Below are 16,068 nucleotides of genomic sequence, written 5' to 3' on the forward strand. Positions count from 1 at the left end.
TCACCATGGGTGACACGGTGGATCGGGAGCGGATCGCTTCGGCGGTGCGCGAGCTCATCGGGGCTATCGGGGAGAACCCCGACAGCCCCGAGCTCGCGAGCACTCCCTTCCGTGTGGCGGACGCGTACGCCGAGTTCTTCGCGGGCGTCGGCCGCGACCCGTCGGTGCTGCTCTCCGACTCCGTCCCGGTCGGCGAAGACACCGGGGAGCTCGTCGTCGTACGCGACATCACCCTGCGTTCGATGTGCGAGCATCACCTGCTCCCGTTCCGCGGGCGAGCGCACATCGCCTACCGGCCGAACGAGCGCGTCGTCGGGTTGAGCGCCATCCCTCGCGTCGTCGAGATGCTCGCAGCGCGACCCCAGATGCAGGAGCGGCTCGGCGAGCAGATCGCGCAGACCCTCCACGACGGATTGGACCCGCACGGCGTGCTCGTCGTGCTCGAGGCGAGCCACGGATGCGTGGCCGACCGGGGCGTGCGGCAGAGCGAATCGACGATCATCACCGTGGCGTCTCGCGGGTCGCTCGCAGACGCGGCCGAGCAAGCCGCGGTCTTCGCCCTGCTGGGCCGAGCGCCTCTCGCTGGAGCAGAGAGCGGCGAGGCGTGACCGGCTCCGTCTCACGGGCGCGGCCGCGGGCGCGCGAGCGGGCACGTCCGACGGTGATGGGCGTGCTCAACGTGACCCCCGACTCGTTCAGCGACGGCGGATCGTATGCTGCGCACGATCTGGCGATCGAACGCGGCCTCGAACTCGTGGCCCAGGGCGCCGACGTGGTCGACGTGGGCGGTGAGTCGACGCGTCCGGGAGCGACGCCGGTGAGCAGCTCGGAGGAGCAGGCGCGCGTCCTCCCCGTGATCCGCGCCCTCGCCGAGGCCGGTGCCACGGTCTCGGTCGATACGCTGCACGCCGACACGGCAGCCGCTGCGGTCGCAGCGGGCGCGCGCTGGATCAACGACGTCTCGGGCGGCCTGCACGACCCCGCGATGCTCGCCGTCGCCGCCGGCGCCAGCCGTCATCGATCAGTCGGATTCATCATCGGCCACTGGCGCGGCATCCCCGACCCCGCCCACCTGCGCTCCGAGTACGGGGACGTCGTGAGCGAGGTGGCGGACGCCCTCGCGGAGCGGGTCCGTGCCGCGATCGCGGCGGGGGTGCGCCCCGAACATCTCGTGCTCGATCCCGGACTCGGCTTCGACAAGACCGGAGATCAGGGCTGGCAGCTGCTCGCCGCGCTTGGGGAGCTCAACGCCGTGGGGTTCCCCGTGCTCGTCGGAGCGTCGCGCAAGCGCATGCTGGGGGAGGCCATCGCGGAGCTCGCGACGCCCCGACGTGAACCCGGCGAGATCAACCGCTCCCACGAGCGGGATCTCGCAACGGCCGTGGTCAGCGCGCTGGCTGCCGACGCCGGGGCCTGGGGCGTGCGCGTGCACGACGTCGTCGGCACGCGCCAGGCGCTCGCCGTGCAGGCGGCCTGGAGCGGGGCTCGCCGGCGCACGGCGGAGCCGGAGCGCACGAGCGGTCCTCAGGAAGACCGGATCACCCTCACCGGCCTCGAAGTGTTCGCCCACCACGGGGTCTTCGACTTCGAGCGCGAGCAGGGCCAGCGCTTCATCATCGACGCCGACGTGCAGGTGAGCCTCGCCGGCGCTGCCGCCGACGATGCGCTCGCGCGAACCGTGCACTACGGGGAACTCGCCGACGCGATCGCCGCCGCCGTCGGCGGAGACCCGGTCGACCTGATCGAGACGGTCGCCGAGCGGGCCGCGACGGTCGCACTCGGGTTCGCCGGCGTGCGCCGCGCGCGCATCACCGTGCACAAACCGGATGCCCCGATCGCGCAGACCTTCTCAGACGTCTCGGTCACCGTCGTGCGTCATGCTGCGGAGAGGACCCCGCTGTGATCGCCCAGGTCGTTCCCGTGCTCTTCGCCTTCGGCGCGAACCTCGGGGATCGCGGAGAGACCATCCGCTCAGCGCAGCGCGCACTCGCCGCGACTCCGGGCATCGAGCGGTTCGAGGCGTCTGCGCTGCGCGAGACGATCGCGCTGACGGCGTCGGGGCCGGATCCCGATGCTCCCCGCTACGTCAACGGCGTCGCCACCGCACGGACGACACTCGACCCCCATGCGCTGCTCGATGCCGTGCAGGCGATCGAGACGACGCACGGCCGCGTTCGCGACATCCGCTGGGGCGACCGGACGCTCGACATCGACCTCGTGCTGTTCGGCGGGCGCGTGATATCGGATGACCGGCTGCAGGTGCCCCATCCCCGCGCGCACGAGCGAGATTTCGTGCTCGCCCCCTGGCTCGATCTCGACCCCGACGCGGTGCTCATGGGCCACGGCCGCGTTGCGGACCTGCTCGCGCGGATCGGCGATACCACCGTGCCCCTGAGTCATGACGACCACGCGAATGCCGGCTCGAAGGTCGTGCCGGGCAGATCGGGAGGGCTCGATGCGCAAGGTTGAGCGCAGCAACCCGCTCGTCACGCTCGCGGTCGCCGCGATGGGCGCAGCCGTCGGACTGGTGGTGCAATTCGCCCTGTCGAGCCGCGGGCACGCCCCGCTCTCCCCGCCGCTCTCGCTGCCCGCCTCCCTGGTGCTGGTCGCGGGGGTGCTGCTCGTCTTCGGCCTGCGCCTGCGTCGCCAGATCCGCAAGCAGCCCGGAGCGATCGATCCGTTCCACGCCGTCCGGCTGCTCGTGACGGCGCGAGCCGGGCAGATCGTGGGGGCGCTCTTCGGCGGGTTCGGGGCCGGGCTGCTGCTCTCGCTGACCGGTCGGAGCGTGGCCGCCACGGCTGCGGCGTGGGTGCCGATGATGCTCGTCGTCATCGCCGGTGCGGTGCTGCTCGGGTGCGCCGCGATCGTCGAGCACTGGTGCCGCGTGCCGCCGGGCGATGAGACGGACGAGGACGGCGGGCTCGATCCCGAGCGAGGACCGGCGGACCCGGCGGTGTACCGAGACCGCTGATCGGCCTGGGCCTAAGCTGGTGCCATGACTACGGGTGATGTCGAGGTAACGGAGTCCGCAGCCGGGTGGCAGACGGAGCGGGTCGACTGGAAGCGCGTCTCGCCGTCGTACGCGTGGGCGGATCTCGCGGTGAACCTGCTCTTCGTCATCGCGCTGGCCGCCGTCTTCGCGGTGATCTTCGTGTCGACCGGTGGCGACGCGCCGCTCTTCCTGCGCATCGGTCTCCCGGCGCTGATCCTGATCTTCCTGATCAACGCGATCTTCGCGTTCCGGCGCGTGCGCGCGATCGGATACGTGCTGCGCGACGACGATCTGCTCTTCCGCCGCGGCATCATGTTCGAGCGCGTCATCGCCGTGCCGTACGGACGCCTGCAATTGGTCGACGTCACTCGCGGTCCGCTGCTGCGGGCACTCGGACTGGCGACGCTCAAGTTCGTCACCGCGTCGGCCGCGACCGGAGTCAATCTGCCCGGTCTGCGCCACGAAGACGCCGAGCAGCTGCGCGACCGTCTCGTTGAGCTCGCCGAGGCGCGGAGGTCGGGCCTGTGACCGTCGACCCCGAAGTCGACGCCCAACTGCCCGGCTCCTCCGACGCCGAGGGCTGGCGGCGCATGCATCCGCTGTCGCCGCTCCTTCGCGGCGGGCTCGCGCTGCTCGTGATCGCCGGCATCATCGTCGCGAACTTCCGAGATCACTTCGTGCAGTTCTTCTTCGCGAACAACCTCGATGACGGGGATGCGTCCGTCGACGTCTCCGGTGATCGCGACCTGGTCGACCTGTACGAGTTCCTGGTCGCCGAGGGGCTGCTGCTCGCCGTGCTCGGCGGCCTCGTGCTGATCCTCCTGCTGATCGTGCTGTTCTCCTGGCTGGCGTGGCGGTTCGCCACGTACCGCATTACGGAGGCCGCCGTGGAGGTGCGGAACGGGGTGCTGTTCCGCTCGCATCGACGCGCCCCGCTCGAGCGCATCCAGAGCGTGAATCTGCAGCGATCTCTCTTGGCCCGCGCGCTCGGCCTCACGAAGATCGAGGTCGTCACCGCGGGGCAGGGGGGCAAGGTCGAGCTGTCGTTCCTCGGCCATCGAGACGCGAAAACCGTGCGCGAGCAGATTCTGCAGGTGTCAGGATCGCGTCGACGCGGCGGTGCCGCAGGTCAGCGCGCCGTCGCCGACGTGTCAGCCCCGGCGCCCGTCGGATTGGACGGAACGGTCTACTCGACTGCGGGTGACGCGCTCACTGCCCGCGCGCATGACTTCGTCGACGCCGACATCGACCCGGAGGCGCTCGAAGCGCAGACGCTGGTGAAAGTGCCCGTCGGTCGGCTCGCGGCGAGTATCGCGCTCGGGTGGGAGGCGATCATCCTCGTGGTGCTCATCGCCGGCATCATCATCGGCGGCGCCGTGCTCGAAGCCTTCCTGATCTTTGGCGTCATCCCGCTGCTGATCGTGATGGCGAGCGTCATGTTCGGGCAGTTCAACAAGGGCTTCAATTTCACGCTCTCGCGCACGGACGACGCGGTGCGCACCGGTTCCGGCCTCACGTCGACCATCACCGAGTCGATCCCGTTCGGGCGCATCCACGCGGTGGAAGCGCGGCAGCCGCTGCTCTGGCGCCCGCTCGGTTGGTGGAAGGTGCGCATCACCACGGCGGGCCACTCCGTCGCGCAGGGCGGGCAGAACGCGACCCAGAACGTCGTGCTGCCCGTCGGGCGAGAGGCCGACGTGCTCCGGGTGATCGAGACACTGCTCCCCGGCACCGGGACGGAGGCCGACGAGATCGCGACCCTGCGCGACGGACTGATCGGCCCGGCCGACGGGTATGTGCGCGGGGGCCGACGCTCGGCAGCCGTGCTGCTCTGGGGTCGTCGTCGCGCCGGCCTCCGCATCGAAGACACCGGCGGTGACGACGCGACGCTGCGCATCCGGCGCGGCGTGCTGACGCGCTCGTTCGCGATCATGCCCATCCTCCGCGCGCAATCGATCCAGCTGCGACGGCCGCTCGTGCATCGCATGCTCGGCCTCGCATCGATCTCGGCGCACACGGTGCTCGGGCCCGTGCGCATGGAGATGCGCGGGCTCGAACTCGGCGCCGCTCGCCGACTCTTCGATGAGCTCGCAGCGCTCGTGCTCCGCGTGCAGGGCGCCGAAGCCCAGCGCATCCTCGAGGCGCGCGCTCCGCTGGCCGAGCCGGTGCCCGCCGAGCCGGTGCCCGCCGAGCCGGTGCCCGCCGAGTCCGCGCTGCCGGAGCCTGTATCGCCCGAGCCCGTATCGACCGAGCCTGTATCGCCCGAGCCCGTATCGCCGGAGCCTGTATCGCCCGAGCCCGTATCGCCCGAGCCGCTCCGCGCCCCGCGCCACGGCGACGGGCTCACGAGTGGACGGGCGCACGAGGCGTGAGCGCGGGTGCAGCCGCGTCCAGGCTCGGCATCGGCGTCGTCGGCGCCGGCCGCGTCGGGCCCGTACTCGCCCGGGCGCTCGCAGGAGCCGGGCATGCGATCGTCGGCATCACGGCGCTCGGAGTCGACGGGCGGGAGCGCGCGGAGGCGATGCTGCCCGGAGTGCCGGTGCTCGACGTCGCCGAGGTCGTACGGCGCTCAGAACTCGTGCTGTTCGCCGTTCCGGGCAGCGAACTTCCCGACCTGGTCACCGGGCTCGCCGCGACCGGCGCCTGGCAGCCCGGGCAGCTCGCGATCCACACCGCGCCCGAGCACGGGTACGGTGTGTTCGCCCCGGCGCTCGCTGCCGGGGTGATTCCACTCGCCCTCCACCCGGCGATGGTGTTCACGGGGACCAGTCTCGACCTCACGCGACTCGCCGAGGCGACGGTGGCCGTCACCGCCCCTGCGCCGGTGCTGCCCATCGGGCAGGCGCTCGCCGTCGAGATGGGCGCCGAGCCCGTCATCGTCGCCGAGGAGGATCGCGCGGCCTACGCCGAAGCCGTGAGTGCGGCGAGCGAGTTCTCCCGCGCGATCGTGCGGCAGAACATCGACGCCCTCCGGGCGCTCGGGATCGAGCGCCCGGGCCAGATCGTCGCCGGGATCGTGCGTGCCGCGGTCGAGGAGGAGCTGATCGCGGGGGAGCCCGATCCCGAACTGTGACTCGCGGGCCCCGGCAACCGCCGTGGGCCAGCCGACGCCGCAGGCGGAAGCTAGGATGGGTCGGTACGCCGACACGATCCGGAGGACCCCGCCCCTATGAGCGAGCAGACCGCAGCACCCGCAGAGAGCGCCCCGGAGGCGACCGCCGAAGAGATCTTCGAGCAGAAGCGGGTGCGACTCGAGAAGCGCGACCGGCTGAACGCCGACGCGGACCTCGCGGGCGGAGCCTATCCCGTCGCACTGCCGGTGACCACCACGATTCCGGCGGTCCGCGCCCAATACGGTCACCTGGAGGAGACGCCCGATACGGCCTCCGGCGATCGCGTGGGCCTGGCGGGGCGCATCGTGTTCCAGCGCAACACGGGCAAGCTCTGCTTCGCCTCGCTGCAGGCCGGCGACGGCACGCGCATCCAGGCGATGGTGAGCCTCGCCGAGGTGGGCGAGGAATCGCTCGCACGCTACAAGGAGCTCACCGACCTCGGCGACCACCTGTTCGTGAGCGGCGAGGTCATCTCGAGCCGCCGCGGCGAGCTGTCGATCATGGTGAGCGACTGGGCCATCGCCGCGAAGGCGATCGCGCCGCTGCCGAACATGTACGCCGAGCTCAACGAGGAGACGCGCATCCGCCAGCGCTACCTCGATCTGATCCAGCGGGAGCAGGCCCGCATCAACGTCGTCACCCGTGCGCGCACCATGGCCAGCCTGCGCAGCACGTTCGCGGAGCGCGACTTCATCGAGGTCGAGACGCCGATGCTGCAGACGATGCACGGCGGCGCTTCGGCCCGTCCGTTCGTCACGAAGTCGAACGCCTTCGACACCGAGCTCTACCTGCGCATCGCACCCGAACTGTACCTCAAGCGCGCGGCCGTCGGCGGCCTCGAGCGCGTCTTCGAGATCAACCGCAACTTCCGCAACGAGGGCGCCGACTCGACGCACAGCCCCGAATTCGCGATGCTCGAGGCGTACGAGGCGTACTCCGACTACAACGGCATCGCCGATCTCACGCAGTTGCTCGTGCAGAACGCGGCCCTCGCGGCCAACGCGGGAACGGAGCGCGAGGGCACCCATGTGGTGCGCTGGGCCGACGGGACGCTGTTCGATCTCGGCGGCGACTGGGAGCGCATCTCGATGTACGGCACGCTCTCGGAGGCCGTCGGCCGCGAGATCACGCCGGAGACGAGCGTCGGCGATCTGCAGGCGCTCGCCGACGCCGAGGGCGTCGAGGTGCACCTGCCCAACCACGGCAAGCTCGTCGAAGAACTGTGGGAGCACTTCGTGAAGGACGGACTGACCCGTCCCACCTTCGTCATGGACTTCCCGGTCGAGACGAGCCCCCTCACCCGGCACCACCGCTCGATCCCCGGCCTCGTCGAGAAATGGGATCTCTACGTGCGCGGCTTCGAGCTCGCGACCGGGTACTCGGAGCTCGTCGACCCCGTGGTGCAGCGCGAGCGCTTCACGCAGCAGGCGGCGGAGGCGGCGCGCGGCGACGACGAGGCGATGCCGATCGACGAGGACTTCCTGCGCGCGCTCGAGCACGGCATGCCTCCGTCGGGCGGCATGGGCATGGGCATGGATCGACTGCTCATGGCGCTCACGGGCCTCGGGATCCGGGAGACGATCCTCTTCCCGCTCGTCAAGTAAGCACCTTCCGAGCTCCCCAGGTTTCCGCGCGGGAGCGCACGTACACTGGGGGAACTATGGACAATTGGTGGTTGAACGCGATCTGGTCGCTGACTCCGACCGTGCTGATCGGCATCTTCTTCTGGCTGGTGCTGCGGCTGATCCTGCGCGCCGATCGCACGGAGCGCCAGGCGTACCAGCGCATCGAGGCCGAGGAGCGCGCGAAAGCCGGACTGCCCGCTCGAGACGAGGCCTGAGCGCCGACGGTTCCCCGCTACAGTGGACGTACGCGCACTCGCGCAATCATGGCACTGAGGTGACGCGGAGGGAGCCAGATGGAATTCGACTGGTTCGGACTGGATTGGCCCGTCGTCTGGGCCTGGTTCGTGCTCGTCGTCGACAATCTGATTCGTCTCGTCGCCATCTTCGTCGTCCCGCGCAATCGGCGCCCCACCGCCGGCATGGCCTGGCTCATGGCGATCTTCGCCCTGCCGGTGCCCGGTCTGCTGCTCTTCCTGGTCATCGGGAGCAAGCGGCTCCCTCGTGCACGCGAGCGGAAGCAGGAGGCGATCAATCACTTCGTCGCCCAGATCGCCGACCAGGAGGAAGCCGAACTCATCACGCCGCCGGAACGGATGCTTCCGGGGCTCGACAGTGTGGTGAAGCTCGGCCGTGAGCTCGGAGCGCAGCCGATGCTGCAGGGCAATACGGCGTCGCTCTGCATCGACTACGAGGAATCGTTCGCTCGGATGGCCGAGGCCATTCGCGCCGCGAAAGCGTACGTGCACGTCGAGTTCTACATCTTGGTGCACGACGAGACCACGAACGACGTCTTCGCCGCTCTGCGCGAGGCCGTGGCCCGCGGGGTGACGGTGCGCGTGCTGCTCGACCACATCTCGGCCGTGCGGAATCCCGGCTCGAAGCGCACGGCGCAGAGTCTGACCGACATGGGCGCCCAGTGGTCGTACATGCTGCCGGTGCGGCCGTGGCGCGGCGAGTATCAGCGCCCCGACCTGCGCAACCACCGCAAGCTCATCGTCATCGACGGCTCCGTCGGCTTCATGGGATCGCAGAACCTCGTCGACTCCAGCTACAACAAGCGGTCGAATCGGCGGCGCGGTCTGCATTGGAAAGACCTCATGGTGCGGGTCGAAGGGCCCATCGTGCTCGGACTCGAAGCGGTGTTCCAAGGCGACTGGTACCTCGAAACCGGCGAGTACCTGACGAACCTCACCGACGAGGCGGTCAACGTGCAGCAGCCCGGCGACCTCGACTGCCAGATCGTGCCGAGCGGCCCGGGATACGCAGGCGAGAACAACCTGCAGGTCTTCGTCGCCCTCATGTACTCGGCGCAGCGTCGCATCAGCATCACGAGCCCGTACTTCGTTCCGGACGGCTCCATCATGAACGCCGTGCGCGCCGCGACGGCTCGCGGGGTCGAGGTCGAGCTCTTCGTCTCGGAGGTCGGCGACCAGGCGATGGTGTACCACGCCCAGCGCTCCTACTACGAGGAGCTGCTGCGCGCCGGGGTGCGCATCATGATGTTCCGCCCGCCGTACATCCTCCACTCGAAGCACTTCACCGTCGACGAGGAGGTCGCGGTCGTCGGATCGTCGAACATGGATCAGCGATCCTTCGGGCTCAACATGGAGATCTCGATGGTGGTGCACGGAGCGGAATTCGTGCGCGATCTCGACGGCGTCACCGATTACTACCGCGAGAACTCGCGCGAGCTGACCCTTGAGGAGTGGGAGAAGCAGTCACTGCCCTCTCAGCTGCTCGACGGCATCGCGCGACTCACCTCGGCGCTGCAGTAGCCTCGCCGCGAGCGGCGAGGGTCTACGCTGAACTCAGCTGCGCCGGCGGGTGCGAGCAGAGTCGTACGAGGGGAATCAGATCATGTTCGCAGTGACCACCAACGACGTACCGGGATACCGGATCACCCAGGTGCTCGGGGAGGTGATGGGGCTCACCGTGCGTTCGGCGAACTTCGGGCAGAACTTCACCGCGGGCTTCCGGGCACTGGGCGGCGGCGAGATGCCCGAGTACACGAAGGTGATCTACGAATCGCGCTGGGAAGTGATGCACCGCATGTGGGCGGAGGCCCAGTCCCGCGGGGGGAATGCGGTGGTGGCGATGCGGTTCGACTCAGGCGCGATCGGCAACTTCACCGAGTTCTGCGCGTACGGCACGGCCGTCGTCATCGAACCGCTCGCTCCGCAGGCGCCCGCGACGCCGCAGAACCCGGCGCAGTAGTCGGGGAAGCGCGACCAGACGGGCTCGGCGTCAGAACGCGTGCTGCTCAGCCGGGGTGCCGAGGCGGCGGATCGCGATCCGCGGCCCGTTCCGCGTCTCGTCGACCGGGAACGGGATCTCGTGGGCTGCCGGTGCATCCCTCGCGGCCGCCGGTGAGATCAGCCAGGCCTCGCCGTTGAGAATGCGCGGGGCTTCCGTTCCGCTCAGCGCTGTCAGGGCGGAGCGGATGAGCGCTCCGTGGGCCACGACGATCGACCCGGGGGCCTCGCGCAGGATCCGCCCGAAAGCTGATGCTCCGCGTTCCGCGAGCGCCGCGAGAGCTTCCGCGTCGGGGACGTCGAGGCCGGGCCACCGGGCGCTGGCATCGGTGACGAGCATCCCCTCGGCCGAACCGAAGTCGCGCTCGATGACGTCATCCGCGATCTCCGCCTGCGGCAGCTCGAGCCGGTCGGAGATGATGCGAGCGGTTTCGGCGGCGCGACTGAGCGGGGACGCGATGACGCGCCGCCACGGCCCTGCATCGTGCAGCAGCTCGGCGATCTCACCGGCCTGGCTGCGGCCGCGCTCGTTCAGCGGGATATCGGTGCGGCCCTGGATGCGGCGACCGATGTTCCAGTCGGTCTCGCCGTGCCGAACGATGACGATGGATGCGGCTCGAGATTCAGGGGTGCTCATACTCCCACGCTAACCGGTCGAGGTCGTGCTGCGCCCGCGACGGGGGAACCGGCTGACGGTTCGGAGACCACTCGCCCGTGCGTCTCGGTCGTCGGGCTGCGGAAGGCGGTCGCCCGTTCGATCTCCACGCGCACACGGGTGCCAGCAGCGCAACGCACGCCGTGCGCACGCGAGCGGATCGAGAGCCCCTGCCAGTCGATCACGAGGTCGTCGCCGCCTCGGCCGAAGAGCGACGAGGTGACGGTCGCGGGGCCCGATGGGTCTGGAATCGCGCGCACGTGCTCGGGCGAGACGGCGAGTTCCACTGCAGCGCCACCGTTTCGCCCCTGGCCGTCGAGTCGTGTCCCGTCCACACGCTCGAACGGCAGCGCGAGCGGGTGCTGATCAGCGCGGAACCCGGCGTGGTCGAGCACTCCCAGCACGATCGCCGCATCGGAGACGAACCCCGCGACGAAGGCCGACGCGGGGCGCTCGACCAACTCAGCGGGGGTCGCCACTTGCTGGACTCGGCCGCCGTCGACGACGACCACCCGATCGGCGAGCGCGAGCGCCTCGCTCCGATCGTGGGTGACGTGCAGCACGGTCAGGCCGAGCTCGCGGGTGAGCGCGCGGAGTTCGAGCCGGAGGCGATCGCGCAGCGGCTCGTCGAGTGCGGAGAGCGCCTCGTCGAGGAGCAGCACGCGCGGGCGTGCGACGATTGCTCGGGCGATCGCGACGCGCTGCCGCTGGCCGCCGGAGAGCGTGGCGGGGTTGCGCCGCTCGGCGCCGGGGAGACCCACGAGATCGAGTGCCTCTGCGACGCGGCGGCGGCGCTCCGCTCGCGAGACGCCGCCCCGGCGCAAGGGGTACTCGATGTTGCGGCCGACGTTCCAGTGCGGCCAGACCGCGTGCTGCTGGAACACCATGCCGAGCCCGCGCCGCTCGGGCTCCAGGCTCCGGCTCGGCGAAGCCACCACGGTATCGCCGATGCGCACGGTTCCGGCGGTCGGGGCGATGAAACCGGCGACCGTGCGCAGCAGGGTCGTCTTGCCGGAGCCCGACGGGCCGACGAGGGCCACGAACTCGCCGTCGCCGATGCGGAGATCGACGTCGGCGAGCCCGAGATGGCCCCCGGGGTAGGAGAGACTGACCGATTCGAGTGCGACGGAAGACACGAGCGTTCCTAACGTGGGGTGCGGGCGGTGAGGCCGAGACCGGCGAGTCCGACGAGTGCGACGATGAGCGAGAGCGCGGACGAGGCGTTGTAGGCGCCTGCCTGCTGCAAGTTGAAGATGACGACGCCGAGCGTCTGGGAGCCGGGCGAGAGCAGGAGTACGGAGAGCGTGAGCTCGCGCACAGCGGTGAGCCCGACGAGAACCGCCCCCGAGATCGCTGCGGGAACGGCCATGCGGCACGAGATGTCCCAGAGCGCCCGCAGACGGGTGGCGCCCGAGATGCGGGCTGCCTCCTCCGCAGTCGTCGGGGTCGCGGAGAGCGGGGCGTGCACGGATTGCACGACCAGGGCGAGGAACGACGTCAGATAGGCGCAGAGGATCAGCCAGGGCGTGTTGGAGAGGCCGATCTTCGGTGCGATCACGAGCCAGGCGACAGCGATGACGAGTCCGGGGATCGCCTGCGGCAGGAGCGACAGACCGAGCAGCGCGGGGTTGCTCCGAGCGCGCGTGCGGGTCACGAACGTGCCGATCCCGAGTCCCAGCACTCCGCAGATGATGGCGGCGAGTGTCGCCAGCATCAGTGAGTTGCCGATACCGGTGAGTGTGCCCGATGCCGACAGGGCCCGTTCGAAGCTCGCGAGTGTGACCGTCTCGAGCGTGAGCGGCACCCCGGGCGCTGGCAAGAGGGATTGGATGGCGAGCGTGATGAGCGGCAGCACGGTGACCGCGAGCACTGCGATGGCGGTGAGCGCGCCGACCGGCACCCTGGCACGTCCGAGCGGGAGCCGTGCCGGTGCTCCGGCTTGTGCGTCGAGCTCGACCCGTGTGCGCGTGCGCAGAAGATCGACGACGACACCGAGCAGCGCGATGACGAGCAGTACGAACCCGATGGCCGAGACCACCGCGAGGGGGTCGTCGACGGTGCCCGACTGCAGGTAGCGGTAGACGAGGGTGGAGAGCGTGACGTAGCGCTCGGGCAGACCGATGATGGAGGGGATGCCGAAATCGGCGAGATTCGACACGGCGATGAGTGTGAACGAGGAGAGCATGGCGGGTCGCAGCAGCAGCGTCGTGACCTCCCAGAGCGCGCGGGGCGCGGAGGAGCCGGAGATGCGCGCCGCCTGCTCCAGGTCCGCGGGAATGCGCCGCAGTGCAGCTGTCACGATCATCATCGCGATCGGGTAGCTGTGGAGGGTGAGGAGGAAGATCACGCCGTCGCCGCCGTAGAGATTCCAGAGCGGTGCGCCGAACCGCTGCGTCCAGAACGTGTTCACCGCTGCCGAGGGGCCGAGCAGGCTGAGCCAGGCGATCGCCCCGACGAACGGCGGCATGAGCATCGGGCTGAGTGCGAGCAGGCGGAGCGCGCGACGGCCGGGCAGGTCGGTGCGTTCGAGCAGCACGGCGAGCGCGCTGCCGATGACCACGGCGAGCACGGCTGAGACGGCGGCGGAGACGAGCGAGTTGCCGGCGGCTCCGAGCACGTCGGGATCGCCGAGGGCCGTCCATCCGCCGCCGGTCGCGGCGAGGACGACGATCGCGATGATCGGTACGAGGATGAGGGCGGCGACCGCGCACCACAGGGCGATGCGCACCGCGCCGAGGCCGTCGAGCGAGAACCGGGACCTCGCCGCATCGGTGGCGCGATCCCGGCCGGTCCCGCGGGCGTCCCCGGCACCTCGGACGTCCCCGGCACCGCGGGCCCGACCGTGGTCGGTCGAGCCCGCGAGCGGCGGCGAGAGCGTGTTACTGGAAGAGGCCATTGAAAGTCTCGACGGCGTCGGCCTGCGACGCGCGGATCGTCTCGAGGTCGGGGGTGAGCAGTGTGATGTCGGCAGTCGCGGGCGCGCCTTCCGGGCTCTCGACGTCATCGCGGATCGGGAGGTACGACTGCGATGCTGCGATCTCCTGCCCTTCCTTGCTGATGAGGAAGTCGACGAGCAACTGGGAGGCCTCTGGCTCCGCGGTATCGGCGAAGATGCCGACCGGCTGCGACACGAAGGGCACGCCCTCCTCGGGGTAGACCGCCTCGATGGGCGAACCCGCGGCGGCGAGGTCCCGCACGAGGGAGTCGACGACGATCCCGACCGGGCTGCTGCCGTCGGCGACGGCCTGCGAGACGGGGCCGTTGCTCTCCGCGATCAGGGGCTGGTTGGCGGCGAGCCCCTCGAGCCAGGTCATGCCCAGGTCGTCGTTGTCGAGCCACACGGCGGCGTTGTACGCAGCGGCGCCCGAGACGTCGGGGTTCGGCATCGCGATCTTCCCCGCGTACTCGGGGTCGGTGAGATCCTGCCACGACTCGGGGGCCTCGGTGATGACGTTCGTGTTGATCGCGACGACGGTCGGCAGTACTCGCGTGCCGACGTAGAAGTGCTCGGGATCGACGAGATCCTGATTGATGGCCGCGGCTTCGGGGGATTCGTACTCGAGGAGCAGGTCGCGCTCGGCGTAGTCCTCGAACGTGCCGGCGTCGGCCGCCAGCAGCAGGTCGGCGCCGATGTCGCCCGACTTCTCCTCGGCTGCGATACGAGCGGTGAGATCTCCGGTGCCGGCGCGGAAGACGTCGACGGTGATCTCCGGGTGCTGCTCGGTGAACGCCGTGACGATCGCGTCGATCTTCTCCTGCGGCTCCGAGGTGTACAGGGTGATCGTCGACGCATCGGGGGTGCCGGCATCGCCGGAGTCGGTTGCGTCCGCCGAAGCGGCGCATCCGGTGAGTGCGAGGGCCGACAGGGCGAACGCGGCGATGACGCCGGTGGAACGATTACGAGACATGGGTCGCTTTCTGTGCAGAGCGGGTGATGGATTGGGTGAAGAGGGGCTCGGGTGAGTGCAGCGCGATCGTGGAAGCGCTCACTCCCTCGCTCGTGAACTGGACGAGCGAGAACATGGGGGAGTCGTGCCCGGCGACGGCGTCGGGGCCGGCGTTCATCACCTGGTGGTAGGCGAGAGAGGGGCCGACGAAGATGGGAATGCCGTGCATCGATGCCGTGAGGCCGTGGTGGAAATGCCCGGCGAGGATCGCGCGGACGTCGCTGCCGTCGAGTACGTGGAGCAGCTCCTCCGCGTTGCGGAGGCCCTGGCGGCGGAGCGCCGGCAGCGGTGAGCCGAGCGGCGCGTGGTGCAGCGCGACGACCGTGCCGCGTTCCGCCGGTGCAGCGAGCTCGGAGGCGAGCCACTCGAGTTGATCGGCGTCGATGCGGCCGGTGCGCGAGTCGAGACGGACCACGCGGACGCCGTCGACGAGGTGGGCGCCGAAGTGTGCGCGCGCGTGGCCGGGAAGTGCGTGCGCGGCGATGGGGTCGTCGTGGTTGCCGAGCACGGTGAGCACCGGTGCGGCCAGGCGATCCTGCAGGCGATCGCACGCCCGTGCCACCGCGGCGTAGGCGCCGGCGTTGCCGCGTTCGATGAGGTCGCCGGTGATGACGACCGCCTCCGGCGTGATGCCGGTCGCGAGCGCGTAATCGCCCACCCGTTCGAGCCGACCCAGGCCGTCGACCGCGTCGTAGAGCAGACCGCTCTCCGTGGCGTGGAGGTCGCTCACGTGGAGCACCGTGAACCGGCCGGTGCGGCGGCTCATGCGACTGATCCCGAGGCGATGGCGGCGTGCGCGTCCGCCCGATCCGCGAGGGCGGCCACGTGCCCGGACGTCGCGCCGTGCGTGCGGAGATACTGCGCGACCCCTCCCAGCTCATCCACGATGTCGAGTGCCGATTCGAGGGCCTCCGCGGGGCTGTCCAGGTGGAGTCGCTCCGACGCGGCGCGCGCCGCAGCTGAGAGCGTGACGCCCGAGAGCTGCGCGGCGGCGATCGCCTCCCGCTGCGGGCGCACGGTCTCGCCCGATACTGCGTAGTCAGCCACGACTTCGGCACGCGCGTCTCCCGCGGCGAGTCTCGCCAGGGCGACGACGAGTCCGGTGCGGTCCTTCCCGGCTGTGCAGTGCACGACCGCGGTTCCCGGGTGCTCGGCGATGGCGATGACAGCGGCGGTGAGCCGTGAGCCGCGATCGCGGACGAGCCCCGCGTAGACGGATTCGAGCGTTCCCGAGGTGGGCGGCGCTGCGCCGTAGAGCGGCACGGAGCGCACGGGGATCGTGTGCGTGCGCCCCGCCTGCTCCGATTCCTCGCGCAGGTCGATGACGAGGTCGACGCCGACGTCTCGGAGGCTGCGCTCGCCGCCGGAGGTGAGCGCATCGAGGCCCGCCGAGCGCACGAGCCAGGGGCGACGGCGGTGACCGATGCCTCGTGCGTTGTAGCTGCCGTCGAGTGAAATGTCGTGCACTGCTCTGTTCTCCTGCC

General features: G+C 70.3%; 17 protein-coding genes. 11 read left to right on the forward strand and 6 right to left on the reverse strand.

Translation table 11 applies throughout. The features are described from left to right. Positions 1-5: 5 nt before the first annotated feature. The 11 genes from folE to JE033_RS10005 all read left to right on the forward strand — a co-directional run bounded on the left by folE (position 6) and on the right by JE033_RS10005 (position 9,944). Complete coding sequence (gene folE / locus JE033_RS09955; protein ID WP_090151007.1) at positions 6-608, forward strand: GTP cyclohydrolase I FolE; 603 nt, start codon at positions 6-8, stop codon at positions 606-608. Beyond that, entirely contained in the window at positions 605-1,903 is a 1,299-nt protein-coding gene (gene folP / locus JE033_RS09960) for a dihydropteroate synthase (protein WP_370567943.1), read from the forward strand. The genes folE and folP overlap by 4 nt, the downstream gene beginning before the upstream one ends. Next, a complete protein-coding gene (gene folK / locus JE033_RS09965) occupies positions 1,900-2,469 on the forward strand; it encodes a 2-amino-4-hydroxy-6-hydroxymethyldihydropteridine diphosphokinase (RefSeq protein ID WP_200331332.1) in 570 nt (189 codons plus the stop codon). Before folP ends, folK begins: the two co-directional genes overlap by 4 nt. Beyond that, positions 2,456-2,971: a DUF3180 family protein gene (locus JE033_RS09970; RefSeq protein WP_200331334.1), complete on the forward strand. Its 516-nt coding sequence runs from the start codon at positions 2,456-2,458 to the stop codon at positions 2,969-2,971. Before folK ends, JE033_RS09970 begins: the two co-directional genes overlap by 14 nt. 24 nt (positions 2,972-2,995) lie before the next feature. Then, positions 2,996-3,520 carry a PH domain-containing protein gene (locus JE033_RS09975; RefSeq protein ID WP_200331336.1) on the forward strand — a complete coding sequence of 175 codons (525 nt, stop codon included), beginning with the start codon at positions 2,996-2,998 and terminating at the stop codon, positions 3,518-3,520. Beyond that, a complete protein-coding gene (locus JE033_RS09980; protein WP_370567944.1) occupies positions 3,517-5,364 on the forward strand; it encodes a PH domain-containing protein in 1,848 nt (615 codons plus the stop codon). Before JE033_RS09975 ends, JE033_RS09980 begins: the two co-directional genes overlap by 4 nt. Next, on the forward strand, positions 5,361-6,065 hold the full coding sequence (locus JE033_RS09985) for a DUF2520 domain-containing protein (RefSeq protein ID WP_090150998.1): 705 nt from the start codon (positions 5,361-5,363) through the stop codon (positions 6,063-6,065). Before JE033_RS09980 ends, JE033_RS09985 begins: the two co-directional genes overlap by 4 nt. 96 nt (positions 6,066-6,161) lie before the next feature. Beyond that, positions 6,162-7,709, forward strand: a complete 1,548-nt coding sequence (gene lysS / locus JE033_RS09990; protein ID WP_200331338.1) for a lysine--tRNA ligase — start codon at positions 6,162-6,164, stop codon at positions 7,707-7,709. Positions 7,710-7,765: 56 nt separating this feature from the next. Further along, positions 7,766-7,945, forward strand: coding sequence for a hypothetical protein (locus JE033_RS09995; RefSeq protein WP_090150992.1), 180 nt, complete (start codon positions 7,766-7,768; stop codon positions 7,943-7,945). A 78-nt stretch (positions 7,946-8,023) separates the two neighbouring features. Then, positions 8,024-9,505: a cardiolipin synthase gene (cls, locus tag JE033_RS10000; protein WP_200331340.1), complete on the forward strand. Its 1,482-nt coding sequence runs from the start codon at positions 8,024-8,026 to the stop codon at positions 9,503-9,505. A gap of 82 nt (positions 9,506-9,587) precedes the next feature. Beyond that, a complete protein-coding gene (locus JE033_RS10005) occupies positions 9,588-9,944 on the forward strand; it encodes a YbjQ family protein (RefSeq protein ID WP_090151423.1) in 357 nt (118 codons plus the stop codon). Between the two features lie 30 nt (positions 9,945-9,974). Here JE033_RS10005 and JE033_RS10010 read toward each other — a convergent pair whose 3' ends face one another. Genes JE033_RS10010 through JE033_RS10035 form a run of 6 tightly spaced genes read right to left on the reverse strand, consistent with a single transcriptional unit; the run spans position 9,975 to position 16,051 of the window. Continuing rightward, a complete protein-coding gene (locus JE033_RS10010) occupies positions 9,975-10,619 on the reverse strand; it encodes a histidine phosphatase family protein (protein ID WP_200331342.1) in 645 nt (214 codons plus the stop codon). Continuing rightward, positions 10,616-11,773 (reverse strand): ABC transporter ATP-binding protein, encoded by a 1,158-nt coding sequence (locus JE033_RS10015; RefSeq protein ID WP_200331344.1) that lies wholly within the window; start codon positions 11,771-11,773, stop codon positions 10,616-10,618. The genes JE033_RS10010 and JE033_RS10015 overlap by 4 nt, the downstream gene beginning before the upstream one ends. 8 nt (positions 11,774-11,781) lie before the next feature. Next, a complete protein-coding gene (locus JE033_RS10020) occupies positions 11,782-13,533 on the reverse strand; it encodes an iron ABC transporter permease (RefSeq protein WP_234037426.1) in 1,752 nt (583 codons plus the stop codon). Continuing rightward, complete coding sequence (locus tag JE033_RS10025) at positions 13,517-14,545, reverse strand: ABC transporter substrate-binding protein (RefSeq protein WP_200331346.1); 1,029 nt, start codon at positions 14,543-14,545, stop codon at positions 13,517-13,519. The genes JE033_RS10020 and JE033_RS10025 overlap by 17 nt, the downstream gene beginning before the upstream one ends. Continuing rightward, the gene (locus JE033_RS10030) at positions 14,535-15,350 is read right to left on the reverse strand and encodes a metallophosphoesterase (protein WP_090150978.1); all 816 of its coding nucleotides are present in this window, start codon (positions 15,348-15,350) and stop codon (positions 14,535-14,537) included. The genes JE033_RS10025 and JE033_RS10030 overlap by 11 nt, the downstream gene beginning before the upstream one ends. Next, complete coding sequence (locus tag JE033_RS10035; RefSeq protein WP_200331348.1) at positions 15,347-16,051, reverse strand: tyrosine-protein phosphatase; 705 nt, start codon at positions 16,049-16,051, stop codon at positions 15,347-15,349. The genes JE033_RS10030 and JE033_RS10035 overlap by 4 nt, the downstream gene beginning before the upstream one ends. Positions 16,052-16,068: the final 17 nt, after the last annotated feature.

The sequence above is a fragment of the Leucobacter sp. L43 genome, from assembly GCF_016597785.1.
Taxonomy (GTDB): Bacteria; Actinomycetota; Actinomycetes; order Actinomycetales; family Microbacteriaceae; genus Leucobacter; species Leucobacter alluvii.

Coding starts and splice junctions, on each gene's coding strand:
- lysS (WP_200331338.1), top strand. CDS start 6,162: ATGAGCGAGCAGACCGCAGCACCCGCAGAGAGCGCCCCGGAGGCGACC.
- JE033_RS10020 (WP_234037426.1), bottom strand. CDS start 13,533: ATGGCCTCTTCCAGTAACACGCTCTCGCCGCCGCTCGCGGGCTCGACC.
- JE033_RS10025 (WP_200331346.1), bottom strand. CDS start 14,545: ATGTCTCGTAATCGTTCCACCGGCGTCATCGCCGCGTTCGCCCTGTCG.
- JE033_RS09970 (WP_200331334.1), top strand. CDS start 2,456: ATGCGCAAGGTTGAGCGCAGCAACCCGCTCGTCACGCTCGCGGTCGCC.
- JE033_RS09975 (WP_200331336.1), top strand. CDS start 2,996: ATGACTACGGGTGATGTCGAGGTAACGGAGTCCGCAGCCGGGTGGCAG.
- JE033_RS09995 (WP_090150992.1), top strand. CDS start 7,766: ATGGACAATTGGTGGTTGAACGCGATCTGGTCGCTGACTCCGACCGTG.
- cls (WP_200331340.1), top strand. CDS start 8,024: ATGGAATTCGACTGGTTCGGACTGGATTGGCCCGTCGTCTGGGCCTGG.
- folE (WP_090151007.1), top strand. CDS start 6: ATGGGTGACACGGTGGATCGGGAGCGGATCGCTTCGGCGGTGCGCGAG.
- JE033_RS10005 (WP_090151423.1), top strand. CDS start 9,588: ATGTTCGCAGTGACCACCAACGACGTACCGGGATACCGGATCACCCAG.
- JE033_RS10030 (WP_090150978.1), bottom strand. CDS start 15,350: ATGAGCCGCCGCACCGGCCGGTTCACGGTGCTCCACGTGAGCGACCTC.
- JE033_RS10010 (WP_200331342.1), bottom strand. CDS start 10,619: ATGAGCACCCCTGAATCTCGAGCCGCATCCATCGTCATCGTTCGGCAC.